Origin of the sequence: Alienimonas chondri (genome assembly GCF_013036045.1) — a bacterium.
GTDB lineage: Bacteria > Planctomycetota > Planctomycetia > Planctomycetales > Planctomycetaceae > Alienimonas > Alienimonas chondri.
On sequence record NZ_WTPX01000074.1, the window covers coordinates 24,854 to 42,987 of the forward strand.

General features: G+C 67.9%; 11 protein-coding genes. 4 read left to right on the forward strand and 7 right to left on the reverse strand.

Translation table 11 applies throughout. The annotated features are described in order from the left end of the window. Positions 1-2: 2 nt before the first annotated feature. Positions 3-908 (forward strand): 5-oxoprolinase subunit C family protein, encoded by a 906-nt coding sequence (locus LzC2_RS12200; protein WP_171187308.1) that lies wholly within the window; start codon positions 3-5, stop codon positions 906-908. A 137-nt stretch (positions 909-1,045) separates the two neighbouring features. Here the strand turns inward: LzC2_RS12200 and LzC2_RS12205 are convergent, their stop codons facing one another. From LzC2_RS12205 to LzC2_RS12235, 7 genes are all read right to left on the reverse strand, one after another. Further along, on the reverse strand, positions 1,046-4,465 hold the full coding sequence (locus tag LzC2_RS12205) for a PVC-type heme-binding CxxCH protein (RefSeq protein ID WP_171187309.1): 3,420 nt from the start codon (positions 4,463-4,465) through the stop codon (positions 1,046-1,048). A 101-nt stretch (positions 4,466-4,566) separates the two neighbouring features. Continuing rightward, the gene (locus LzC2_RS12210) at positions 4,567-5,811 is read right to left on the reverse strand and encodes an SGNH/GDSL hydrolase family protein (RefSeq protein ID WP_171187311.1); all 1,245 of its coding nucleotides are present in this window, start codon (positions 5,809-5,811) and stop codon (positions 4,567-4,569) included. Between the two features lie 79 nt (positions 5,812-5,890). Then, positions 5,891-6,823, reverse strand: a complete 933-nt coding sequence (locus LzC2_RS12215) for a ThuA domain-containing protein (protein ID WP_206678682.1) — start codon at positions 6,821-6,823, stop codon at positions 5,891-5,893. 195 nt (positions 6,824-7,018) lie between these two features. Next, positions 7,019-8,566, reverse strand: a complete 1,548-nt coding sequence (locus LzC2_RS12220; RefSeq protein ID WP_171187313.1) for a sulfatase family protein — start codon at positions 8,564-8,566, stop codon at positions 7,019-7,021. Between the two features lie 50 nt (positions 8,567-8,616). Beyond that, a complete protein-coding gene (locus LzC2_RS12225; RefSeq protein WP_171187315.1) occupies positions 8,617-10,143 on the reverse strand; it encodes an arylsulfatase in 1,527 nt (508 codons plus the stop codon). Between the two features lie 51 nt (positions 10,144-10,194). Continuing rightward, positions 10,195-12,003 (reverse strand): arylsulfatase, encoded by a 1,809-nt coding sequence (locus tag LzC2_RS12230; protein ID WP_171187317.1) that lies wholly within the window; start codon positions 12,001-12,003, stop codon positions 10,195-10,197. A 64-nt stretch (positions 12,004-12,067) separates the two neighbouring features. Beyond that, a complete protein-coding gene (locus LzC2_RS12235; RefSeq protein ID WP_171187319.1) occupies positions 12,068-12,838 on the reverse strand; it encodes a 3-keto-disaccharide hydrolase in 771 nt (256 codons plus the stop codon). A 467-nt stretch (positions 12,839-13,305) separates the two neighbouring features. On the opposite strand from LzC2_RS12235, the gene LzC2_RS12240 reads away from it, so the two are divergent. The 3 genes from LzC2_RS12240 to LzC2_RS12250 all read left to right on the forward strand — a co-directional run bounded on the left by LzC2_RS12240 (position 13,306) and on the right by LzC2_RS12250 (position 18,071). After that, the gene (locus LzC2_RS12240; protein ID WP_414636415.1) at positions 13,306-15,585 is read left to right on the forward strand and encodes a peroxiredoxin family protein; all 2,280 of its coding nucleotides are present in this window, start codon (positions 13,306-13,308) and stop codon (positions 15,583-15,585) included. Between the two features lie 44 nt (positions 15,586-15,629). Beyond that, positions 15,630-17,294 carry a cyanophycinase gene (locus LzC2_RS12245; protein ID WP_171187323.1) on the forward strand — a complete coding sequence of 555 codons (1,665 nt, stop codon included), beginning with the start codon at positions 15,630-15,632 and terminating at the stop codon, positions 17,292-17,294. Positions 17,295-17,396: 102 nt separating this feature from the next. After that, positions 17,397-18,071 carry an ECF-type sigma factor gene (locus LzC2_RS12250; RefSeq protein WP_171187325.1) on the forward strand — a complete coding sequence of 225 codons (675 nt, stop codon included), beginning with the start codon at positions 17,397-17,399 and terminating at the stop codon, positions 18,069-18,071. Positions 18,072-18,134: the final 63 nt, after the last annotated feature.

Here is an 18,134-nt window from a genome sequence, read left to right on the forward strand (position 1 = left end):
CGGTGCCGACTGACACGCCGACAAAGATCAGCGGCGAAGCCGTCGGGCGGCTGTCCGTCGTCCGCGCCGGGATGCTGAGCCTGCTGCAGGACCGGGGGCGCCGGGGTCTGGCCTTTTACGCGATCCCGCCCTCCGGCCCGTTGGACCGCCGATCGGCCGAATTGGCCAGCGCGATCCTCGGGAACGACCCGGACGCCCCCGTGATCGAGTGTCATTTCACGCCCCCGACGCTGCGGTTCGAATCGGCCGCCGTGATCAGCCTGACGGGGGCGGAGATGGGCTGGACGCTCGACGGCCGACCGGCGCCGCGCGACGCCACGGTCGCCGTCGCGTCCGGCCAGACGCTGTCGGGCCGGCCCGCCGAAGACGGCTGCCGGGCGTACGTCGGCGTGCAGGGCTTCATTCAGACGAGTCAAACCTTCGGTTCGGCGTCGACCTACGCGCTCGGACGGTTCGGCGGCAACGGCGGCCGGCCGCTGGCGATCGGCGACGTCGTCCGCTGGCGCCCCCCGGAAGACGTCAGACCGCAGATGAGCCTCGTCGTATCGCACGCGTCCGCGGCGAACCTCGCGATCGCGTTGCGGCCCGGACCGGAATACGACTGGCTCACTCCGACCGCGCAGAACGATTTGAAGAACGGCGAGTTTCGGGTCAGCCCGCACAGCGACCGCATGGGGGCCCGGTTGGAGGGGCCGACGCTGACGCTGCGGGACTCCGCCCTGGCCGACAGCGTGCCCGTCCTGCCGGGCATGATTCAGCTGCCGCCGTCCGGCCGGCCGATCGTGCTTCTCCAGGACGGCCAGACCGCCGGGGGCTATCCGAGGATCGGTTACCTGCCGGCCGCGGAGCTCGACCGACTGGCGCAGATCCCGCCGCGGCGACCGTTTCGTTTCCGATTCTCCCCCTGAGGCTGTCCTCTCCGGAACAGGGCGGGAGACCGTCGGTCGACCCTGCGGACTCCCGCTCATTTGGACTGGCAGACGGCGGCAGGATGCCGCCGCTACGGATCGACCCGGACCGCTCAAGCGATCGATCTCCGCACCACCTACAGCCCGCCTTCCGGTTGGAATTTCGCCGTGCCGTCCACGGCTTTGAGTTCGACACGCAAGCCGCGGTCCCGGCGCTCGGGGCTCAGGCCGAACGTCAGCGTGCGGCGTCCCTTGTTCAACTGGATCGGGGCGTTCGGGTCGGCGACCCGCGTACCGTCGAGCCAGAGCGTCAGCCCGTCGGTCGCATTGACGTCGAGCCGCACCGGCCCGGCCGCGAGGACCTGGACGAAGCCGCGGGCGAAGGTGCGATCGCCGGCCGGGTAGTCCTCGGGCGGCAGTTCTCCGCTCACTCTGCTGTAGGCAGGCGACCAGCCGGACTCCTCCTCCGGCGGACCGCCTCCGTCGGACGTTGACACGACTCGCCACTTCCGAATCACCGGACTTTCGTCGTTCGCGTACGCGCCGGGCTTTCCCAATGCGGAGACGAAGCTGACGAGGTCGAGAAATTCGTCGCGGCTGTGCAGTTGGTCCGCCAAGCCGGCGGGCATCAACGACGTGCCGGCGATTTCGTCCTGGATCTCGTCGACCGCGAGGCGGACTTCCCTGCCGAGTTGGGTCGAGTCGCGGACGACCACCTCGCGTTCGTTCCGGAACGCGACGATGCCCGTCAGGACTGTGCCGCTGTCGAGCAGAAACATACGGGTTTCGTAGTGCTCCGCGATGGCGGCGTTCGGCTGGAGCAGGGACTCGACGAGATACTTCGTCTTCGCCGCGGCTCCGACGGCCACGAGATTCGGGCCGATCGGCGGGCCGGCGGGACCGATCGCGTGGCAACTCGTGCAGGCGACGGCCTTGCGACGGTAGATCAATTCGCCGCGGGCCGGGTCGCCGCGCTTCTCGACGTCCGCGGTCAGGGCGTCCAAATCCTCCGCGAGCAGCCGTGCGCTGAGCGAACCGGACGCCGCCCGCGGACGGACGCGTTCCGCGAGGTCCTCGGGAAGCAGTCCGGTGTCGCGGTGGAACCGGTCGACGCGCGTCGCGACCGCGGGGTGCAGATCGAGGTCCTGGAGCGCGTCGTTCAGCAGGTCGCCGCCGCGGCGGCGCTGGAGGACGGTCCTGACGAGCGGGACTGGATCGGCCCCCCGCGGATCCTCCGTGAGCAACCGGGCCGCGGCTTCGACGCCCCGCGGCAGATTCGCCTGAGCGAGCCCGGCCGCCGCGGCGTACCGCGTCTCCAGGTCCCCCGACTCGGCCAACTCCGCGAGCGCCCCTTCGAATCGTCCGCCGCCGGCGGCGGCGACCGCGGACGCCAACGCCCGCTTGACTCCGGCGCCGTGGGCGTCGCTTTGCAGGGCGGCGACCTCACCGCGACCGACGAGGCCCCAGGCGCCGAGCGTCTCCGCTGCAGACGCCGCGATCGTTTCGTCCGCATGGCCGATCAACGCCCTCAATCCGCGCACGCTCCGCTTGAGCGATCTCATCGAGTCCGGCTTCGCGGTCCTTGCCATGTCCCGAAGCGCCTCGAGCATCCCGATCGTCGCCGCGGGCGATTTGAGACCTTCGTTTCGCGTCAGCGCCGTCGCGATCATCCGCACCTCGGCTTCGGCGCCGACCTCGCGCAACTGAGCCTGAACGGCCGCGATCTCGTCGTCCGTCGGCGATCTCTGTTTCAGAAACTCGGCCAGGCGCCGTTCCAGACCGACCCCCGCCCCCCGCTCGGCGAACTCGCGGTGAGACGGTTTGGCGAACTTCAACGTGCCCGCTTCCAGCGCCGGGCGCCAATACGGTTCGAGGGCCCGGGCCGTCTGCGGCAGCGCCTTGTCGAGCTCCCGGTCGCCCGGACGATCCAGGGAACGCAGGGCCGCGGCGAACGCCTCCGCCCGCGGAACGAAGCCGGCGGACAGCACGGCTTCCATCCGGGTCCGGGGGAACGGATCCGCCGCCGCCTCGGCGAGCAGGCCGATCGGATCGGACAGTTCGTCGTGCCAGTAGCGGAGGATCCGGGCGCCGGCGCTGCGGGCGTGGCCGTCCTCCGCGGCGAGGACGCGCGTCAGGATCTTCTCGCTGACCCGTTCGACGTTCTGACAGGCCCACATCGCTTCGACGAGGTGATGATCGTGGTCCGCCGCGTCGGGATCGAGCGCCTCGACCCACCTCTCCAGTGCGGCGAGAACCTCGTCCGGATCCCGTTCGCTCAGCTCTTTGCGCGCCTGATGGCGCGTCCAGGCCTCCGGGCTTTTTAATTGCTCGATCAACGCTCCGATCGGGGCGCCGACGAGGGCCGGCTTCTCGACCAGCGGCCGTTCCTTGTGCGTGATCCGCCAGATGCGGCCGTGCTCGTGATCGCGACGCGGATCGCGGAAGTCGTGTTGGGCGTGGTTGATAATCGAGTTGTACCAGTCCGCCACATAGACGGCGCCGTCCGGGCCGATCTTCACGTCGACCGGGCGGAAGTTCGGGTGCCGGGAGCGAATCAGCGGTTCGAGCACGTTCGCGCTAAAGCCGGCGCCGTCTTCGATGAATTCGTAGCGGACGACGGCGCGGCTTTTAAATCGCCCCGTCAGCAATTGGCCGCGGAGGTCGTCGCCGACGTGAGAGCCGGTCGCCAGATCGCCGCCGCACTGTTTCTCGGTGCTGATGAGCGTGTCGACCCGGACCGCCTCCTCGCTGTTTCCCGTCGCCGGCGACAGATACATGATGCGGGGGTTGTTCACCATGAAGGACTGTCCCCAACGATCGAAGACGTGTCCCCAAGGGTTGCCGCCCGTCCCGCGGCAGAACATCCGCAGTTCGCGCGTACGGGGATTGAACTGATAGACCCCGCCGTTGAAGTTCCGCACGACGCCGTACTGCGTTTCGACCTGCGAGTGCAGGAAGATCCCTTCTTGAAAGTAGATCCAGCCGCCCGGGCCGCGACGCCAGGCGCTGATGGAATGGTGACTGTCTTCGATCCCGAACCCTGTCAGCGCGAGTTCTTTAACGTCCGCGACGTCGTCGCCGTCGGTGTCTTTCAGGAAGAAGACGTCCGGCGACTGCGCGACGTAGCAGCCGCCGTTGGCCAGTTCGAGCCCCGTCGGCAGATACAGGCCGTCCGCGAATACGGTCGACTTGTCCGCCGCCCCGTCGCCGTCCGTGTCTTCCAGAATAATGATTTTATCGTCGGCGACCTCGCCCGGTTCGAGCTGCGGATACGCCCAAGAGCAGGCGACCCACAGTCGCCCTCTCGAATCCCACTGCATATGCACCGGGTTCGCGAGCATCGGATCGGCGGCGAACAGATTGACCTGGTAGCCCGGCAGCAGGTCGAAATGCTCCAGCTGCGACGCCGGATCGTGATTGTTCATCAGATCCAGATCGGCGCCTTTGAGATTGGCAGTCTTGATGCCCTCCGCATCCTGTGCGGGCGCCGCGGGCGCCAGGGCGCACCCCGCCAGCAGCAAGCCGATCCGGACGGGGAGGGAAGGCGTTCGATTCATGGGGCCGTCGTCTGTTCGTCAATCACTGTTACTAAAACCGGACACGGCCGTCGCCGGAGCGTCTGGCGAAGCGAACCGGCGACGCCGGGCGCGGCTCGGATTTACTCGGGAACTCGCGTGAGCCGCCAGCGCCGCGTTTTGAGTTCCATTCCCTCGCTCAGAGTTTCGTCGAGGGCGTTCGCCAGCTGGTTGAATTCGATCACCTCCCCCGGCAGCGCCCGGCCGCTGGGAGACGAGCGGCGTTCGCCGACGATGTGCACCTGATTCAGCGCCTTCCAGCTATACGTAAACTGCAGGTTCTTGTCGTTGACGACGTTTCTGAAGGCTTCGGCGGCCTGGTGGGCCGGCGAGGCGTCGACCGGCACGCCGTCGGCCCAGTCCTCCGCCGAGGCGGTCGCGACGGGCGTTCCGTCGATCGTCAGCTCGTAGGTCCCCGGCTCGAGGTTCTCGACGGCGAGCGCGTCCCGGGCGAATTCCAGTTGCGGGGGCAGCGGACGCTCCGTCGGCGGCGGCAGACTCGGCGGAGCGTCTTCGGCGACCTGAAAGCTCAGCCCCGAATCGTCCGCCGCCAAGTCGGACACGCTCACGCCGCGGCCGGCGGCCGACCGCTTCGCGGCGTCGATCCGCAGCAGCCACGGTCGTTGATCCGGGGACGGGTCGTCGGCCGTCAGCTGATCGAAGAAGGCGTGGCTGACGGCCCAGTGGCCGTAAGGATTCAGATGGATGCCGTTGCTGGTGAGCTTCGGGCCGACCGATTCGTCCATCAAATAGCGGGACGCTTCGAACAGATCGACGAAGGGCGTCCCGGCGTCGTCCGCGACGTCTCGCATCGCCCGCGTATACGCTTCCAGATCGCGGTTTCGCTCGTCGCGATTCGGGGTCAGTTCGCCCAGATCCTCGCACGCGATCGGCGAGACCAGAATGAGCCGCACCTCCGAGACGCCGTTATATGTCTTGCCGGCGTGCGAGGCGATCAATTCTCGCAATTGGCTCTTAAAGTCGTCGAGGCCGCGTTCGCCGTCGAACGATTCGCCCATGCCGAAGCAGGCGATGAGGACGTCGGTCTCGTGTTCGGTCAGCGTCGCCTCCTCCGTCGGGAACCCGGTTGGGCGGTCGCGGGCGGTCAGCATGTCCCCGGCCCAACCCAGATTGCGGATCGAAACGGGGTTCTCGCGGGTTTTGTTGAGGAGCGCCGTCTCCAGATACCCGTGGATCCGCAATTGGTCGGCGAACGTGTTGCCGATGACGGCGATGCGATCGCCGGGGCGGATCGGCGGCTCGGCCGCGGCGAACGCGGCGGCCGTCAGCCAGATCAGAACCGCGGGGACGGCGTGTTTGCGGGACATCAATCCGAAACGCGTGGGAGGCGAAACTCGACCGGAGCCGCGCGGCGACCGGAGCCGCGCGAGCCGTCGCGGCGCCCGGTCATTGCCGGGGCTTTTTGTCGGCGCGGGTGACGTTCCAGGTCGAAACCTTTGCGTCCGCGTCGGGCAGCGGGCGATCGACGGCCCAGTGAACGGCGTTGAGGAGGATCCGCATGAACGCCTCCTCGCCGAAGTCGCCGGGATGCCCGAAGGACGTGCCGAACACCTTGCCGCCCCATTCGTTCTCCCAGGCCCAGGCGACGACGTCGGACTCCTGCGGCTTCACCTCGATCGTCCCGAACGCTCGTTTGACCGTGCGGGCGCGGCCGGTGCCCGTTCCGGTCGCCAACGGGACGCAGCCCTCTTCCAACCGGGTTAGATAGAGCGTGCCGGGCGAGGTCCACTCCGTTTTGTGGACGTTCGTCAGGATGGGGTGGTCCGACGCCTCGTCGACGACGCGGATCTGCGTGGCGCTGGTCTGGTGCACGAGATACGGGGTTCCCATCGCCCGCCGTCCGAAGCCGTCGTTCCACTCCTGCCGCGGATGTCCCGCCGGATATTTGAATGCGTGGCTGGCCGTGCGGAGTCCGATCACGGGTTTGCCGGACTTGAGGTAGTCCTCGATCGGCTGCCATTCCGCGTCGGGCAGTCGGAGGAACCGCATGAAGAAGATCGCCAGATCCGCGTCGGCCAACGCCTCGATGCCGGGCAGCACGTCTTCCGTCTTCTTCTCCGGGTTCCCCTCGCCCATCACGACCGTCGTGCGGAACCCGAACCGTTCCAACTCCTTCGCCAGGAGGGGCATCGTCAGTTCCGGCGAGTAGTGCAGCGTCCCGACGACGAGCACCGCGTGCGGCCGGTCGTCGTCATCGTTCGCCGCCGCGTATCGGGGAGCCGATGAGAGAAGTGCGATCGCCGTCGCGAGCGCCAGCACGCAGGTGCGTCGTTTTATAAACATCGGATTCGCGGGCGTCTGGGTGGCGGGCGTGCTCATGCGCTCCTGCAGGTCAACACGCCCCCGCCGCCGTTCGTCGCGTCGGCACGCATCGGTCCGAACTGTTCCGTTCGTCTGCGACGGCAGAGTACCGCGGCGGTCTCGCAGGTCAAACGGTTCGGGCGCGTCCGCGGGACGCCGTCGGCGGGGCGTCGCCGGTGGGGCCGGAACGGGCCGCGGTCGCGATGGATTCGTTTATCGCCCGCCCCGCTTCCGCTGCCGAACTTCCGGGTTCGGGTCCGGCTTTAACGCGTCGGTTTTGGCGTCCCACGGCAGGCCGCGGTCGAACAGGACGGCGAAGCGGCGGTAGTCGTTGTGGCCGACGGCGTGGTCCCGCCAGTGGGCGACCCAGCCGTCGTACAGCGCCCGCATCGCGTCGCGGTCGGCGGCGCGGGCCGGGTGCTCGTCGAGGTCGGTCAGCTCCAGCGGGTCGGCGGCGGTGTCGTACAGCTCCTCCGTCGGGGTCATGCCGTCGCCGCCGTGCGGCCAGAAGACGAACTTCTGATCCCGGGTGACGACCGCCAGCGAGTGGACGGCCGGCGGCCCCCAGACGTTGATTAACGGCAGGGACTCGTGGATCGCCGCGTCCGCGTCGTCGAGCAGCGGGAGCAGGCTGCGGCCGTCGACGCCGTCCTTCCCGGCCGCCGCGGCCGGCTGCGGGACGCCGGCGAGGGCGCGGATCGTCGGGGCGAAATCGACGTTGCCGGTGAGGGCGTCCCGCCGCGTCCCGGCGAGGTCCGGGCGCCGCGGGTCGTACACGATCAGCGGCACGCGGGAGGCCTCCTCGTACGGCAGCACCTTCGAGCCGTACCCGTGCGCTCCGCACAGGAAGCCGTTGTCGGAGGTGAAGATCACGACGGTGCGGTCGGCGACGCCGGCCTCCTCCAAGGCCGCTCGGATCATGCCGACGGCGGCGTCGACGCCGTACACCAGCTGGTGGTACCGCCGCATCACGGCGTCGTAGTCGTCGGCGTAGCCCCAAGAGTGGAACCGTTCGTACTGGCGGCCCTGGCGGCTCTGTTCGGAGAAGTGCAGACCGTGCTCGCGGCCGTAGTTCGCCGGCTTGCGGAAGGTCTTCCCGGCGTACACGGCGTCGAACCGCGGGTCGGGCGTGTCCGGCATATGCGGGGACTTGAAGCTGATCGACAGGCAGAACGGCTCGCCGCTCCCCGCGGCCTCTTGGACGAAGTCCCGGCCGAACGCCCCGTAGGAGAGCGTCGAGTGCGGGAACTCGTCGGCGTACTCCCGCATCGAGGCGTTCTGGCGGGTCGCGTAGGAGGTCTGCCCGGGGCTGCCGCCCCAGCGGTCGAAGTCGTCGGCCGGCAGGCGGGCGTTCTCGGCGCCGGGAGCGTCGACGACCTCGAACCCGAACTTGCCGGCGAACGCCGTCCGATACCCGGCCCGTTTCAACGCCATCGGGTAGCTTTGCTCCCACAGGGATTGCGTCAGCGGGCCGTGGCTGAAGTTGCAGCCGGTGCGGTACTCCAGCAGGCCGGTCATCACCGTAGCCCGGCTGGCCATGCAAATCGCGGTGGTGTCGTAGTGGTTGTCGAACGCCACGCCGTCGCGGGCCAGGCGGTCGAGGTGGGGCGTCTGCACGTCCGGGTTGCCGTAGCAGCCGAGGCTGTCGCAGGACTGGTCGTCGGTCAGCAGGAAGACGACGTTCGGCCGGTCCTCCGCCGCCGCGGTTCCCGCGGCCGCCGCGAGGCAGAGAAGCAGACAGGCTGCGAATCGAGGGGGCATACGTTCCGGCGGTCGTGGGGTGTGGGAGGCGGGCGGGAACCGCGCGGCGTCTACGGCGTCCAGGCGGGGATGCCGAGGTTCGCCTTCTGCCGTTCGTACCGCACCGCCTGCGGTTGCTGCGGGGCGAGCGGGGCGTCTTCGTTGACCATCAGCGGGACCGTCTCGTCCCACCACCGGTCGTAGGCGACCCGCAGGTCCGCTATCACTTCGGGATGCTCGGCGGCGACGTCGGTCGATTCATAGGGGTCGGCGGCGATGTCGTAGAGCTCTTTATTGTTAACGAACCGCCACCGCTGCGTGCGGACCGCGCAGCCGGCGAACTTGCTGTCGTTCGGGTCCGCCCCCTTCTTCCACCGGCCCGTGTGCACGAACAGGGCGCGGTCGGGCCACGCGGCGGCCGGGTCCTCCAACAGCGGCAGGAGCGAACGGCCCTCGAGGGGCTGCACGTCGTCGGGGATCTCCGCCCCGGCGAGGTCGCAGAACGTGTTGAACAGGTCGACGTGCGCCGTGAGCGCGTCGATGTCGACGCCCTCGCCCAGTCGCCCGTCCCAGCGCCAGAAGCAGGGGACGTGCGTCCCGCCCTCGTACGGGGAGTTCTTGCCGGTCTTGAAGCCGGCGGTGTGCATCCTCACCGGTTCGCCGTTCAGTCGGCCGCTCCGGCCGGCCTGGCCGTTGTCCGTCATAAAGATGACCAGCGTGTCGTCCCACGCGGACCACTCGTCGAGCTTCTCCGTCAAGCGGCCGAAGTTATAATCAATGTTCTCGATCATGCCGTACCGGCCGGCGGTGTTCTGGTCCCAGCCGGCTTCCAGGAACCGCCGTTTATACTTCTCCGGGGCGATCATCGGCCCGTGGGGGGCGTTCGGCGTGATGAGGGCGAAGTACGGCGTGCCGGCCGCCCGCTGCTTCTCGATCCAGGCCAGTGCGCCGTCGAAGAACACGTCGGTGCAGAAGCCCTCGGTTTGCACGAGCGTGTCGTCGCTCAGCAGGACGTTGTCGAAGTACTTGCCGTCGGCCTCGCGGTTGGGCGGGAAGTCGGCGCAGCTGCCGGGGAAGGACTGCCCGATGCCGCCGGCCCCATGAATGAAGACCCGGTCGAACCCGCGGTTGTACGGCTGGTAGGCGTCCTCGTCGCCGAGGTGCCACTTGCCGAACAGGCCGGTCTCGTAGCCGGCGGTTTGCAGCACTTGCGGGAACGTCGTGGTCGACAGCGCCATCCGCTCCCGCTCCAGGATCGTGTGGGTCACGCCGTTGCGGAACTCGTGCCGCCCGCTGAGGAGCGCCGCCCGCGTGGGAGCGCAGGTGGGGCTGACGTGGAAGTCCGTGAACCGCGTGGAACGCTGATAGAACCGATCGAGGTGCGGCGTTCGCAACACCTCGTTGCCGAGGCAGGACAGGTCGCCCATCCCCTGATCGTCCGTCATCACAAGGATCACGTTCGGCCGCGACCCGGCGAGGCCGCCGGACGACGCCCCTGCGGCGTCCGAGTCCTCAGCGAGCAGGACCGCGGGGGCGGGGGCGGCGGCGAGGCAGAGCAGGGCCGCGGCGAACGCGCGGCGGCTGGGGTGGGCGGTCATCGGAGACGTTCCGGTGGGAGGGCGAGCGGGAGAGCGATCGGACTCTAAAAACTAATCGAGCTTCGTGACGACGACGTAGTACGCCCCCAGTTCGCCCTGTTCGATCTCGAAGAACGGGGCGAGACGGTGCGATCCCTCGGCGAGTTCCGTGACGAAGCGGACCTCTTCAGCAGCCTCTCCGACCGGTTTGCGGGCGAGATCCTGATCGTCGATCCGGAGGACCGCATGCGTCGCGGCGATCGAAGCGCCGGGCACGTTGCGGAAGGCTCGCGTCGCCCCGGGCACGTTGTCGCCGGCGGGCAGCGCCGCGTTGATCGCGGCGCCGGACTCCGCGGGCCAGCGACGCAGCGACACCCGATACTTCCCGTCCTCGACGACCTTCACCGCCCAGTGACCCAGGTGTTTGAGCTTCTCCTGGCCTCTGGCCGGTTTGCGATCCGCGGCCCGAATGGAGCCCTGATGCCACGGGGGATAAACCTCCTGAATCCAGTCATGGGCCGTCAGGGTCACGACCGGATGCTCGGGGTGACCTAAATAGATCTCGGTGGTCTGGGAGAACGTCGGCTCCAGCTCCGCCCACCACCGCTCGTAGAAGTCGCGCATCTCCGCGACGATCTCCGGGCGCTCAGCGGCGATATCGTTCTTTTGCCCGGGGTCGACGGAGACGTCGTATAATTCGTCGCGATTGACTAAGCGATATTTGCCCGTCATCACGGCCGAGCCCCGCCACTTGATCGGATCGCGAACGCGTTGCGAGTCGCTGATCACGAACCGCTTCGGCCAGTCGACGTCCTTCGACGGGTCGAGCAACGCGGCGATCGACACGCCGTCGAACTTGACGCTCTCGGGCTTCGCCACGCCCGTCATTTCCAGCAGCGTGGGTACGACGTCGACGGCGTGCGTCAACTCGTTCACGTCGTGCTGTTCGGTAAGCCCTCCGTTCGGCCAATGCACGAAGAGCGGGACGCGATGCCCGCCCTCGTACGGGCTTCCTTTTCCCGCTCGCATGCCGGCGTTGTAGATCTTGGCGCCGCTGGCCGTGCCGTTGTCCGTCGTAAAAATAAAGATCGTGTCGTCCGCGATCCCGAGCGTTTCGAGCAACTCTCGCGTCCGGCCGACATTGTCGTCGATATTGGTGATCATGCCGTAGAACGCGGCGATGCCGTCGGACTGATCCTCGTACATCTCCATGTACTGCGGCGGGCAGTGCAGCGGTTTGTGCGGCGCGTTGGTCGAGATATACGCGAGGAACGGCTTCTGCTGTTTCGCGCTCTCGCTGATGAAGGCGTTGGCCTGCTCGAAGAAGACGTCCGTGCAGAAGCCCTCGGCCGGGACGATCTCGCCGTTGTGAAAATAGGCTCCGTCAAAGTAGGCGTTGTCCCACACGTCGGGCGTCTGACCGACGCCGCCGCCGCCATGCCGATACACCTCCGTGAAGCCCCGATCTTCGGGGCGATAAGGGTAGTTATCGCCGAGATGCCATTTTCCGAACATGCCGGTCTCGTACCCGGCGTTGGAGAACATCCGCCCGACCGTCACTTCATCCTCCCGGAGCATCGATCGACCCATGATCGTGTGCCAGACTCCGGTCCGGTTGGTCCAGTGCCCCGTCAGAAACGCGCAACGGGTCGGCGAACAGGTGGGAGCGACGTGGTAGTCGCTCAACCCGACGCTTTCCGACGCCAGGCGGTCGATCTGCGGCGTTCGGATGATCGGGTTGCCGGTGCATCCCAAATCGCCGTACCCCTGGTCGTCGGAGATCACGATGACCACGTTGGGGGAGTCCGCAGCGGCCGCCGCGGCCTGGGGCGCCAGGACCGTCGCGACCGCGGCGAGGCAGCCGGAAATTACGTTGCGCATGGGAAACCGTTTGGAAGGGACGAAGTGCTTCAGCGGTGCGACGGAGGAAGCAATGCGGCTGGGGCTACGGATCGTCGGTGCGTTCGAGGACCCAGATGTTGCGGAACTTCACGGGCGACCCGTGTTCCTGAAGGACGATGGGCGACGTCGGTCCTTCGGGGTAGGCGGCGTACTTGTTCCGCCGCAGCGACAGTCGTACGTCGTCGTGGATCAGCTTGCCATTGAGTCGCACGGTGACGCGGGCGGCGCCGCTCTCGGTCATAAACCCGTTTCGGCCGATCTCCGCCGCTTGGTATTCCAGGTCGATCGTCTGCCACGCGCCGGGGGCCAGGCAGGCGTTCACGTCTGGCGGGCGGATCTGATAAATCGCGCCGCAGTCGCCCAGCCCCGCCTCCTCTTTCTGCCCGCTGTCGAGAATCTGCAGTTCGTATAACGGACCGAAGAAGACCCCGCTGTTGCCCTTGCCGCCGTCTTCGGGCAGCTGAAATTCCAGATGCAGCCGGTAGTCGCCGAACTCCCGTTTCGTGCGTAAGAACTGCTTGCGACGCTTGCCGTTGAATTCAAACGCGATCTGCATCGCCCCGTCCTCGACGATCTTCCATTGAATCTCATTCTGGTCGTCGTCCGGATTGATCCACTGCCACGAAAACGGCTGCCAGGCCTCCAGATCGGTTCCGTCGAACAGCGTCGTCGCGCCCTCGGGCGGGGCGAGCCCCAACGTCGCCGTCGCCGGATCGTCCGCCTGCGCCGGCGAGATCGCCGCGACGACGAGGACGGTCCAGGCGGCGAAGGGCCAGGCGGCGAAGAGGGGACTCAGTCGAATGGGGAGTCTCATACGATCTGCTTGATGGAGTTCGCTCGCTCTCGTCTGCCGGAAGCTCATCTGCCGGAAGAACGACGACGATGCGGCGACGCCGTCGTTCTTCCGCATCCGGATTCCGCATCCGGGCCGGTCGGCGTCGGGAATCGGTCGGCGTCGGGGAGGGGAGGCCCGGGGACGCATGACAACCGGTCCGGCGGGGACGCGTCAAATCACGGGGCTGGGCGGCGCCCGCCGTCGTCCGCAGTGCGATCACGGCGTCGCCCGCGTGACGCGCCACGGCGCTGGTCGTCGTCCCGTTTCGTCCGCGGACCTAACCTTCCCCGGCGGCCGTCCCCGGAGACGTCCGGTAGGCAAAGCCTTGTGGGGCGGCCGCCCGCCGACAGAATGGGAGACGCCCCGCGCCCGATTCATCCGCATCGGCCCTCTCCCGCCTGTCGCGTCACGCCCTCATGCTATGCAATAGAGTCGCCCTCGGTGCGATGTTGAGCGTCGTCCTGCTCCCGGCCGGACGAGCTGACGAACCGGCGACGGAAACCGACGGAACGCCAACGCCCGAGACGCCGGCCGGGCACTCGGATCACGGGGAGGCGTTCAACGAAGGCCCCCGACAGGCGGCCTACCTGATGGGCGGGACCGGCGCGATCGACTTTCCGGTGACGACGAGCGAGCCGGACGTTCAACGGTTTATCAATCAGGGCGTCGGCCAGCTTCACGGGTTCTGGTACTTCGAAGCGGAGCGGTCGTTCCGACAGGCGGCCGCGCTGGATCCGGAGTGCGGCATGGCCTACTGGGGCATGGCTATGGCCAACGTGAGCAATCGCGAACGAGCCGAGGGGTTCATCAAAGAGGCGTCGTCCCGCAAGAACGGCGCGACGCCGCGCGAAGCGAAATACATCGACGCGCTCCGTGCGTACTACGACGCGGGAAAGGACGATCAACGTCGCCGCAATCAGAAATACACCGAGGCTCTTGAAGAGATCGTTCTCGAACATCCGGACGACCTCGAAGCCAAAGCGTTCCTCTGTCTGCAGATCTGGCGGAACGGCCGGGAGGGGATCCCCATCAGCAGCTATCTCGCCGCCGACGCGCTGCTGGGGGAGGTCTTTGACGAGCAGCCGATGCACCCGGCTCATCACTATCGCATTCACCTCTGGGACCGAAAGCGTCCCGAAAAAGCCTTGGCCTCCGCGGCGCTGTGCGGCCAGTCGGCGCCCGGCGTCGCGCATATGTGGCACATGCCGGGGCATATCTATTCGAAGCTGAAACGGTACGACGCCGCCGCCTGGCAACAGGAAGCCTCCGCGCGGGTCGATCACGCCCACATGATGCGGGACCGCGTGTTGCCGGATCAGATTCATAACTTCGCGCACAACAACGAGTGGCTCATTCGCAATCTCGTCCACCTGGGACGGGCGTCGGACGCGATCGACCTGGCCCGCAACATGACGGAGCTGCCGCGCCATCCCGAGTACAACACCCTGAATAAAAGCGGAAGCGCCCGCTACGGCCGCCGCCGGCTGTTCGAGACGCTGAGCCGCTTCGAGTTGTGGGACGAGCTGTTGGCCTACAGCGAGACGCCTTATCTGGGCGACGTCGAGGGTCTCTCGGAGCAGGTGCAACGTCTGCGTTACGTGGGACGAGCGTGCTTCCTGTCGAATCAGATTGGACGGGGCGAGGAGCAGGTCGAACTGCTCGAGCAACTGCTCGCCGAACAGGAATCCCGTCGGGACGAGGCGGTCGAGAAGGTCGCGGCGGACGCGGACGCAGAGCTCTCCGAAAGCGACCTCAAAAAGGCTCAGGAGAAGGCGCGTCGACCCTTCTCCTCGGAGATCAAGACGATCGAAACGGCGCTCGATGAACTTCGCGGCCATCAAGCCCTGCTCGACGGCGACGCCGAGGCCGCCCTGAAACTGTTCGACGAGGCGGGGGGCGTCGAAGTCGAGTTTCTCGTCCGCGTGGAATTGGCCGCCGGGAGGACCGAGGAGGCTGTGAAGCGGGCCCGGGACAACGTTAAGAAGCATGAGAACGAGGTGGTTCCGCTCGCCACGCTCGTCGACGCTCTGTGGACCGCGGACAAGCGGCAGGAGGCCCAAAAGCAGTTTGCAGCGCTCCGCCGAGCGGCCCGCTCGGCGGATCTCGACACGAAGATTATGGAGCGAGTTCGGCCGGTCGCGGCGTCGCTGGAGATCGAGGGCGACTGGCGCGAGGTCGAGCGCGAACCGGCGAGCGATCTCGGCGTGCGTCCCGATCTGGATTCGCTCGGACCGTTCCGCTGGGCGCCGGGCCCGGCGTCGCCCTGGACGTTGACCGACGGCGACGGCAAGCCGCGTTCGCTCGCCGATTATCAGGGCGAGCCGGTGATCGTCATCTTCTATCTGGGGGCCGGGTGCCTTCACTGCGTCGAGCAGCTTCAGTCCTTCGCGCCGATGACCGAACAGTTTCGGGAGTCGGGCATCGCGCTGCTGGCCGTGAGCACGGATTCGCCGGACGCGCTCGCCGAGTCGCAACTGGTCTACGGCGACGAGCCGTTTCCCTTTCCGCTGGTGTCGGACGACACGCTGGAGGTGTTTCGCCAGTACCGGGCGTACGACGACTTCGAGGAGAAACCGCTGCACGGCACGTTCCTGATCGACGGCGACGGTTTAATTCGCTGGCACGATGTCAGCTACGAGCCGTTCAACGATCCCGAGTTCCTGCTCGAGGAGGCGAACAGGTTGTTGAAACAATCCGAAGCGCCGGTCCGGACCGGCTCGGAATAAGCGGCGCCGGATCGCCCCCCCGAACGTAAGACGAGACCACGCTGATGCACCGTGTCGTGATCACCGCAGTCCTCGCGGCACTGGCGTGCGGCACGCCGGCGATTGCGAGCGCCCAAACGGCCGCGGCCGCCGCGGAGGCCGTCTATAGCCATTGGCCCGAAGACCTCCGGATCGGCGGACGCCTCGTCGTCTTCGACGGCGCCGCGGACGTCGCCGTGCTGCAGCCGACCTTGGAACGCGTCGCGTCCGGGCAGTCCGTGTTCTGCCTGGGCCGCAGCGAAGACGCCGGTGCGACCGCTGTGCGCGACGCGCTCGAAGCGGCGGTCGGAGAGAACGGGAGTTATGCCGCCGGTTCCCCGGCGAACGCCTCGGCTGAACTGCTCGCCGCCGTGGCCGCGGCGGACTGCGTGTTCGTCGCCGAACTGCCGAGCGATCCGAAACGGCTCGCCGCGTTCAAAGCGCCGCTGCACGCGGTCGTCCGGCGCGGCGGCACGCTGATCGCCGAGGCGCCGGTCGCCCGGCGGTTCGGCAAGCGTTACGTGACGAACGGCGACGCCTCGAGCACGGCGGCCGGGCTGAACCTCCTGCCGGACTGCATCCTGGACGCCTCGCTCGGCGAGCGGGAACTCTTGCAGGTCTTGGAAAAGCATCCGCGATCCGTCGGCCTGCATCTCGCCGACGAAGCGGCGTTCGTGCTCGCGGGCCGGAAGGTGATCGCGATCGGGCCCGGGGCGGTGACCGTCTGCGTGACGCAGGGAACCGCCGAGGAGTCGGCGTCCCTTTCTATTTCCGCGCCGACGCGCCGCCGCCGGAACCCCGAAAGCGTCCTGTTCGATCTGACGCAGTGGCGGCGGATGGCGATCGATCGCGATCTGCCCCCGTTCCCCGGCGAATCCCCGCCCCCGCCGGTCGTCGAGCACGGGACCCTGCTGATCGTCGGCGGCGGGGGATCGCCGCGGGGATTGACGGACCGCTTCGTGGAACTCGCCGGCGGCGTCGAGCACGCCCGCCTCGTGTACGTCCCGTGCTCCGAGAACGACTCCGTCGGCGAGCGGCACGGCATCGTGGAAAGCTGGCGGCGGATGGGCGTCGAGCACGCCACGTTCGTGCACACCAAGGACCGACGCCAAGCCGACACGGACGAGAAGTTTCTAACGCCGCTGCGGGAGGCGACCGGGATCTACTTCGGCGGCGGCCGGCAGTGGAACTTCTCGGATTCCTATTACGGCACGCGGGCTCACCGGTTGATGAAGGACGTGCTGCGGCGAGGCGGCGTGATCGCCGGGTCGTCGGCCGGCGCCTCGATCCAGGGGCGGTATCTGGCGCGGGCGACGCCCATCGGGAACGCCGACATCATGGCGCCGGGCTACGAACGGGGCGGGCTCGGGTTTCTGCCGGGCGTCGCGATCGATCAACACTTCAGCCAGCGCGGTCGTCAGCCGGATCTGACCGAACTGATCGCCGTCTATCCGCAGTTGCTCGGCATCGGCCTGGACGAAGCGACCGCGATCGAGGTCCGGGGCTCCGTCGCCGAGGTGACCGGCCGGGGCCGGGCGTTCTTCTACGACGCCGGCGCCGAACGTGCGGCAGGCGACCCGGACTACACGGCCCTGCCCGCGGGGTCGTCCTACGACCTCGCCCGACGTGCGGTTCTCCACGACGCCCGCGAATCCCCCGACGAGCCGTCGGGGGCTGAACGAGAGGACTGACCCCGGGGACGGGAAGGGCGCTCGGAGTCGGCATCGGTCCGGGGGCCGACAGTCGCGGGGGGAGCGCCGACGGCGTAGCGTGAGGAGCGGCAAGGCGATGGCATGAGCGACGTCACGCGACTACTCGACCGATTCGGGGCCGGCGACGCCGCCGCCGCGGACGAGTTGCTGCCGCTGGTCTATGACGAGCTTCGCCGGATCGCCCGGCAGCAGATGATCGGCGAGGCCGCCGGTCACACGTTGCAGGCGACCGGGCTGGTCCATGAGGCGTACCTGCGGCTCGTCCGTTCGCCCGGCGGCGATCCGACGGACGTTCCACGGTCCGCCGACGGGGAACGCATCCGATCGACGCGGGGATACTTCTTCGCCGCGGCCTCCGAAGCGATGCGACGCATCCTCGTGGACGACGCCCGCCGCAGAGCCCGCCTTAAGCGGGGCGGCGATCGACGGCGGATCGACTTTGAAGACGTGCCGGCGATGGAACTCGCGCGGGACTCGGGCGACGAAGATCCGGCCGAACTCCTGGCGCTGGACGCCGCTCTCCGGCGGTTCGAAGCGACCAATCCCCGGGCGGCCTCCGTCGTGAAGATGCGGTACTTCGCCGGTCTGAGTTTTCAGGAGACCGCCGCGGCGCTCGACATCTCCCGCGCCACCGCGGTCCGGGACTGGACCTTCGGCCGGGCCTGGCTGCACCGCGTCCTCGAAGGAGGCGCTTCGCACGGCGACCTCTCGGCTGAGGATCCCGCCGGCACGATCGAGGGGCCGATTTTTCTGTGAGCACGCTTCCGTGGAAACGTCGCACGGCAGGTAGGCCCCGTGCACACGAGACGCTTTGATGCC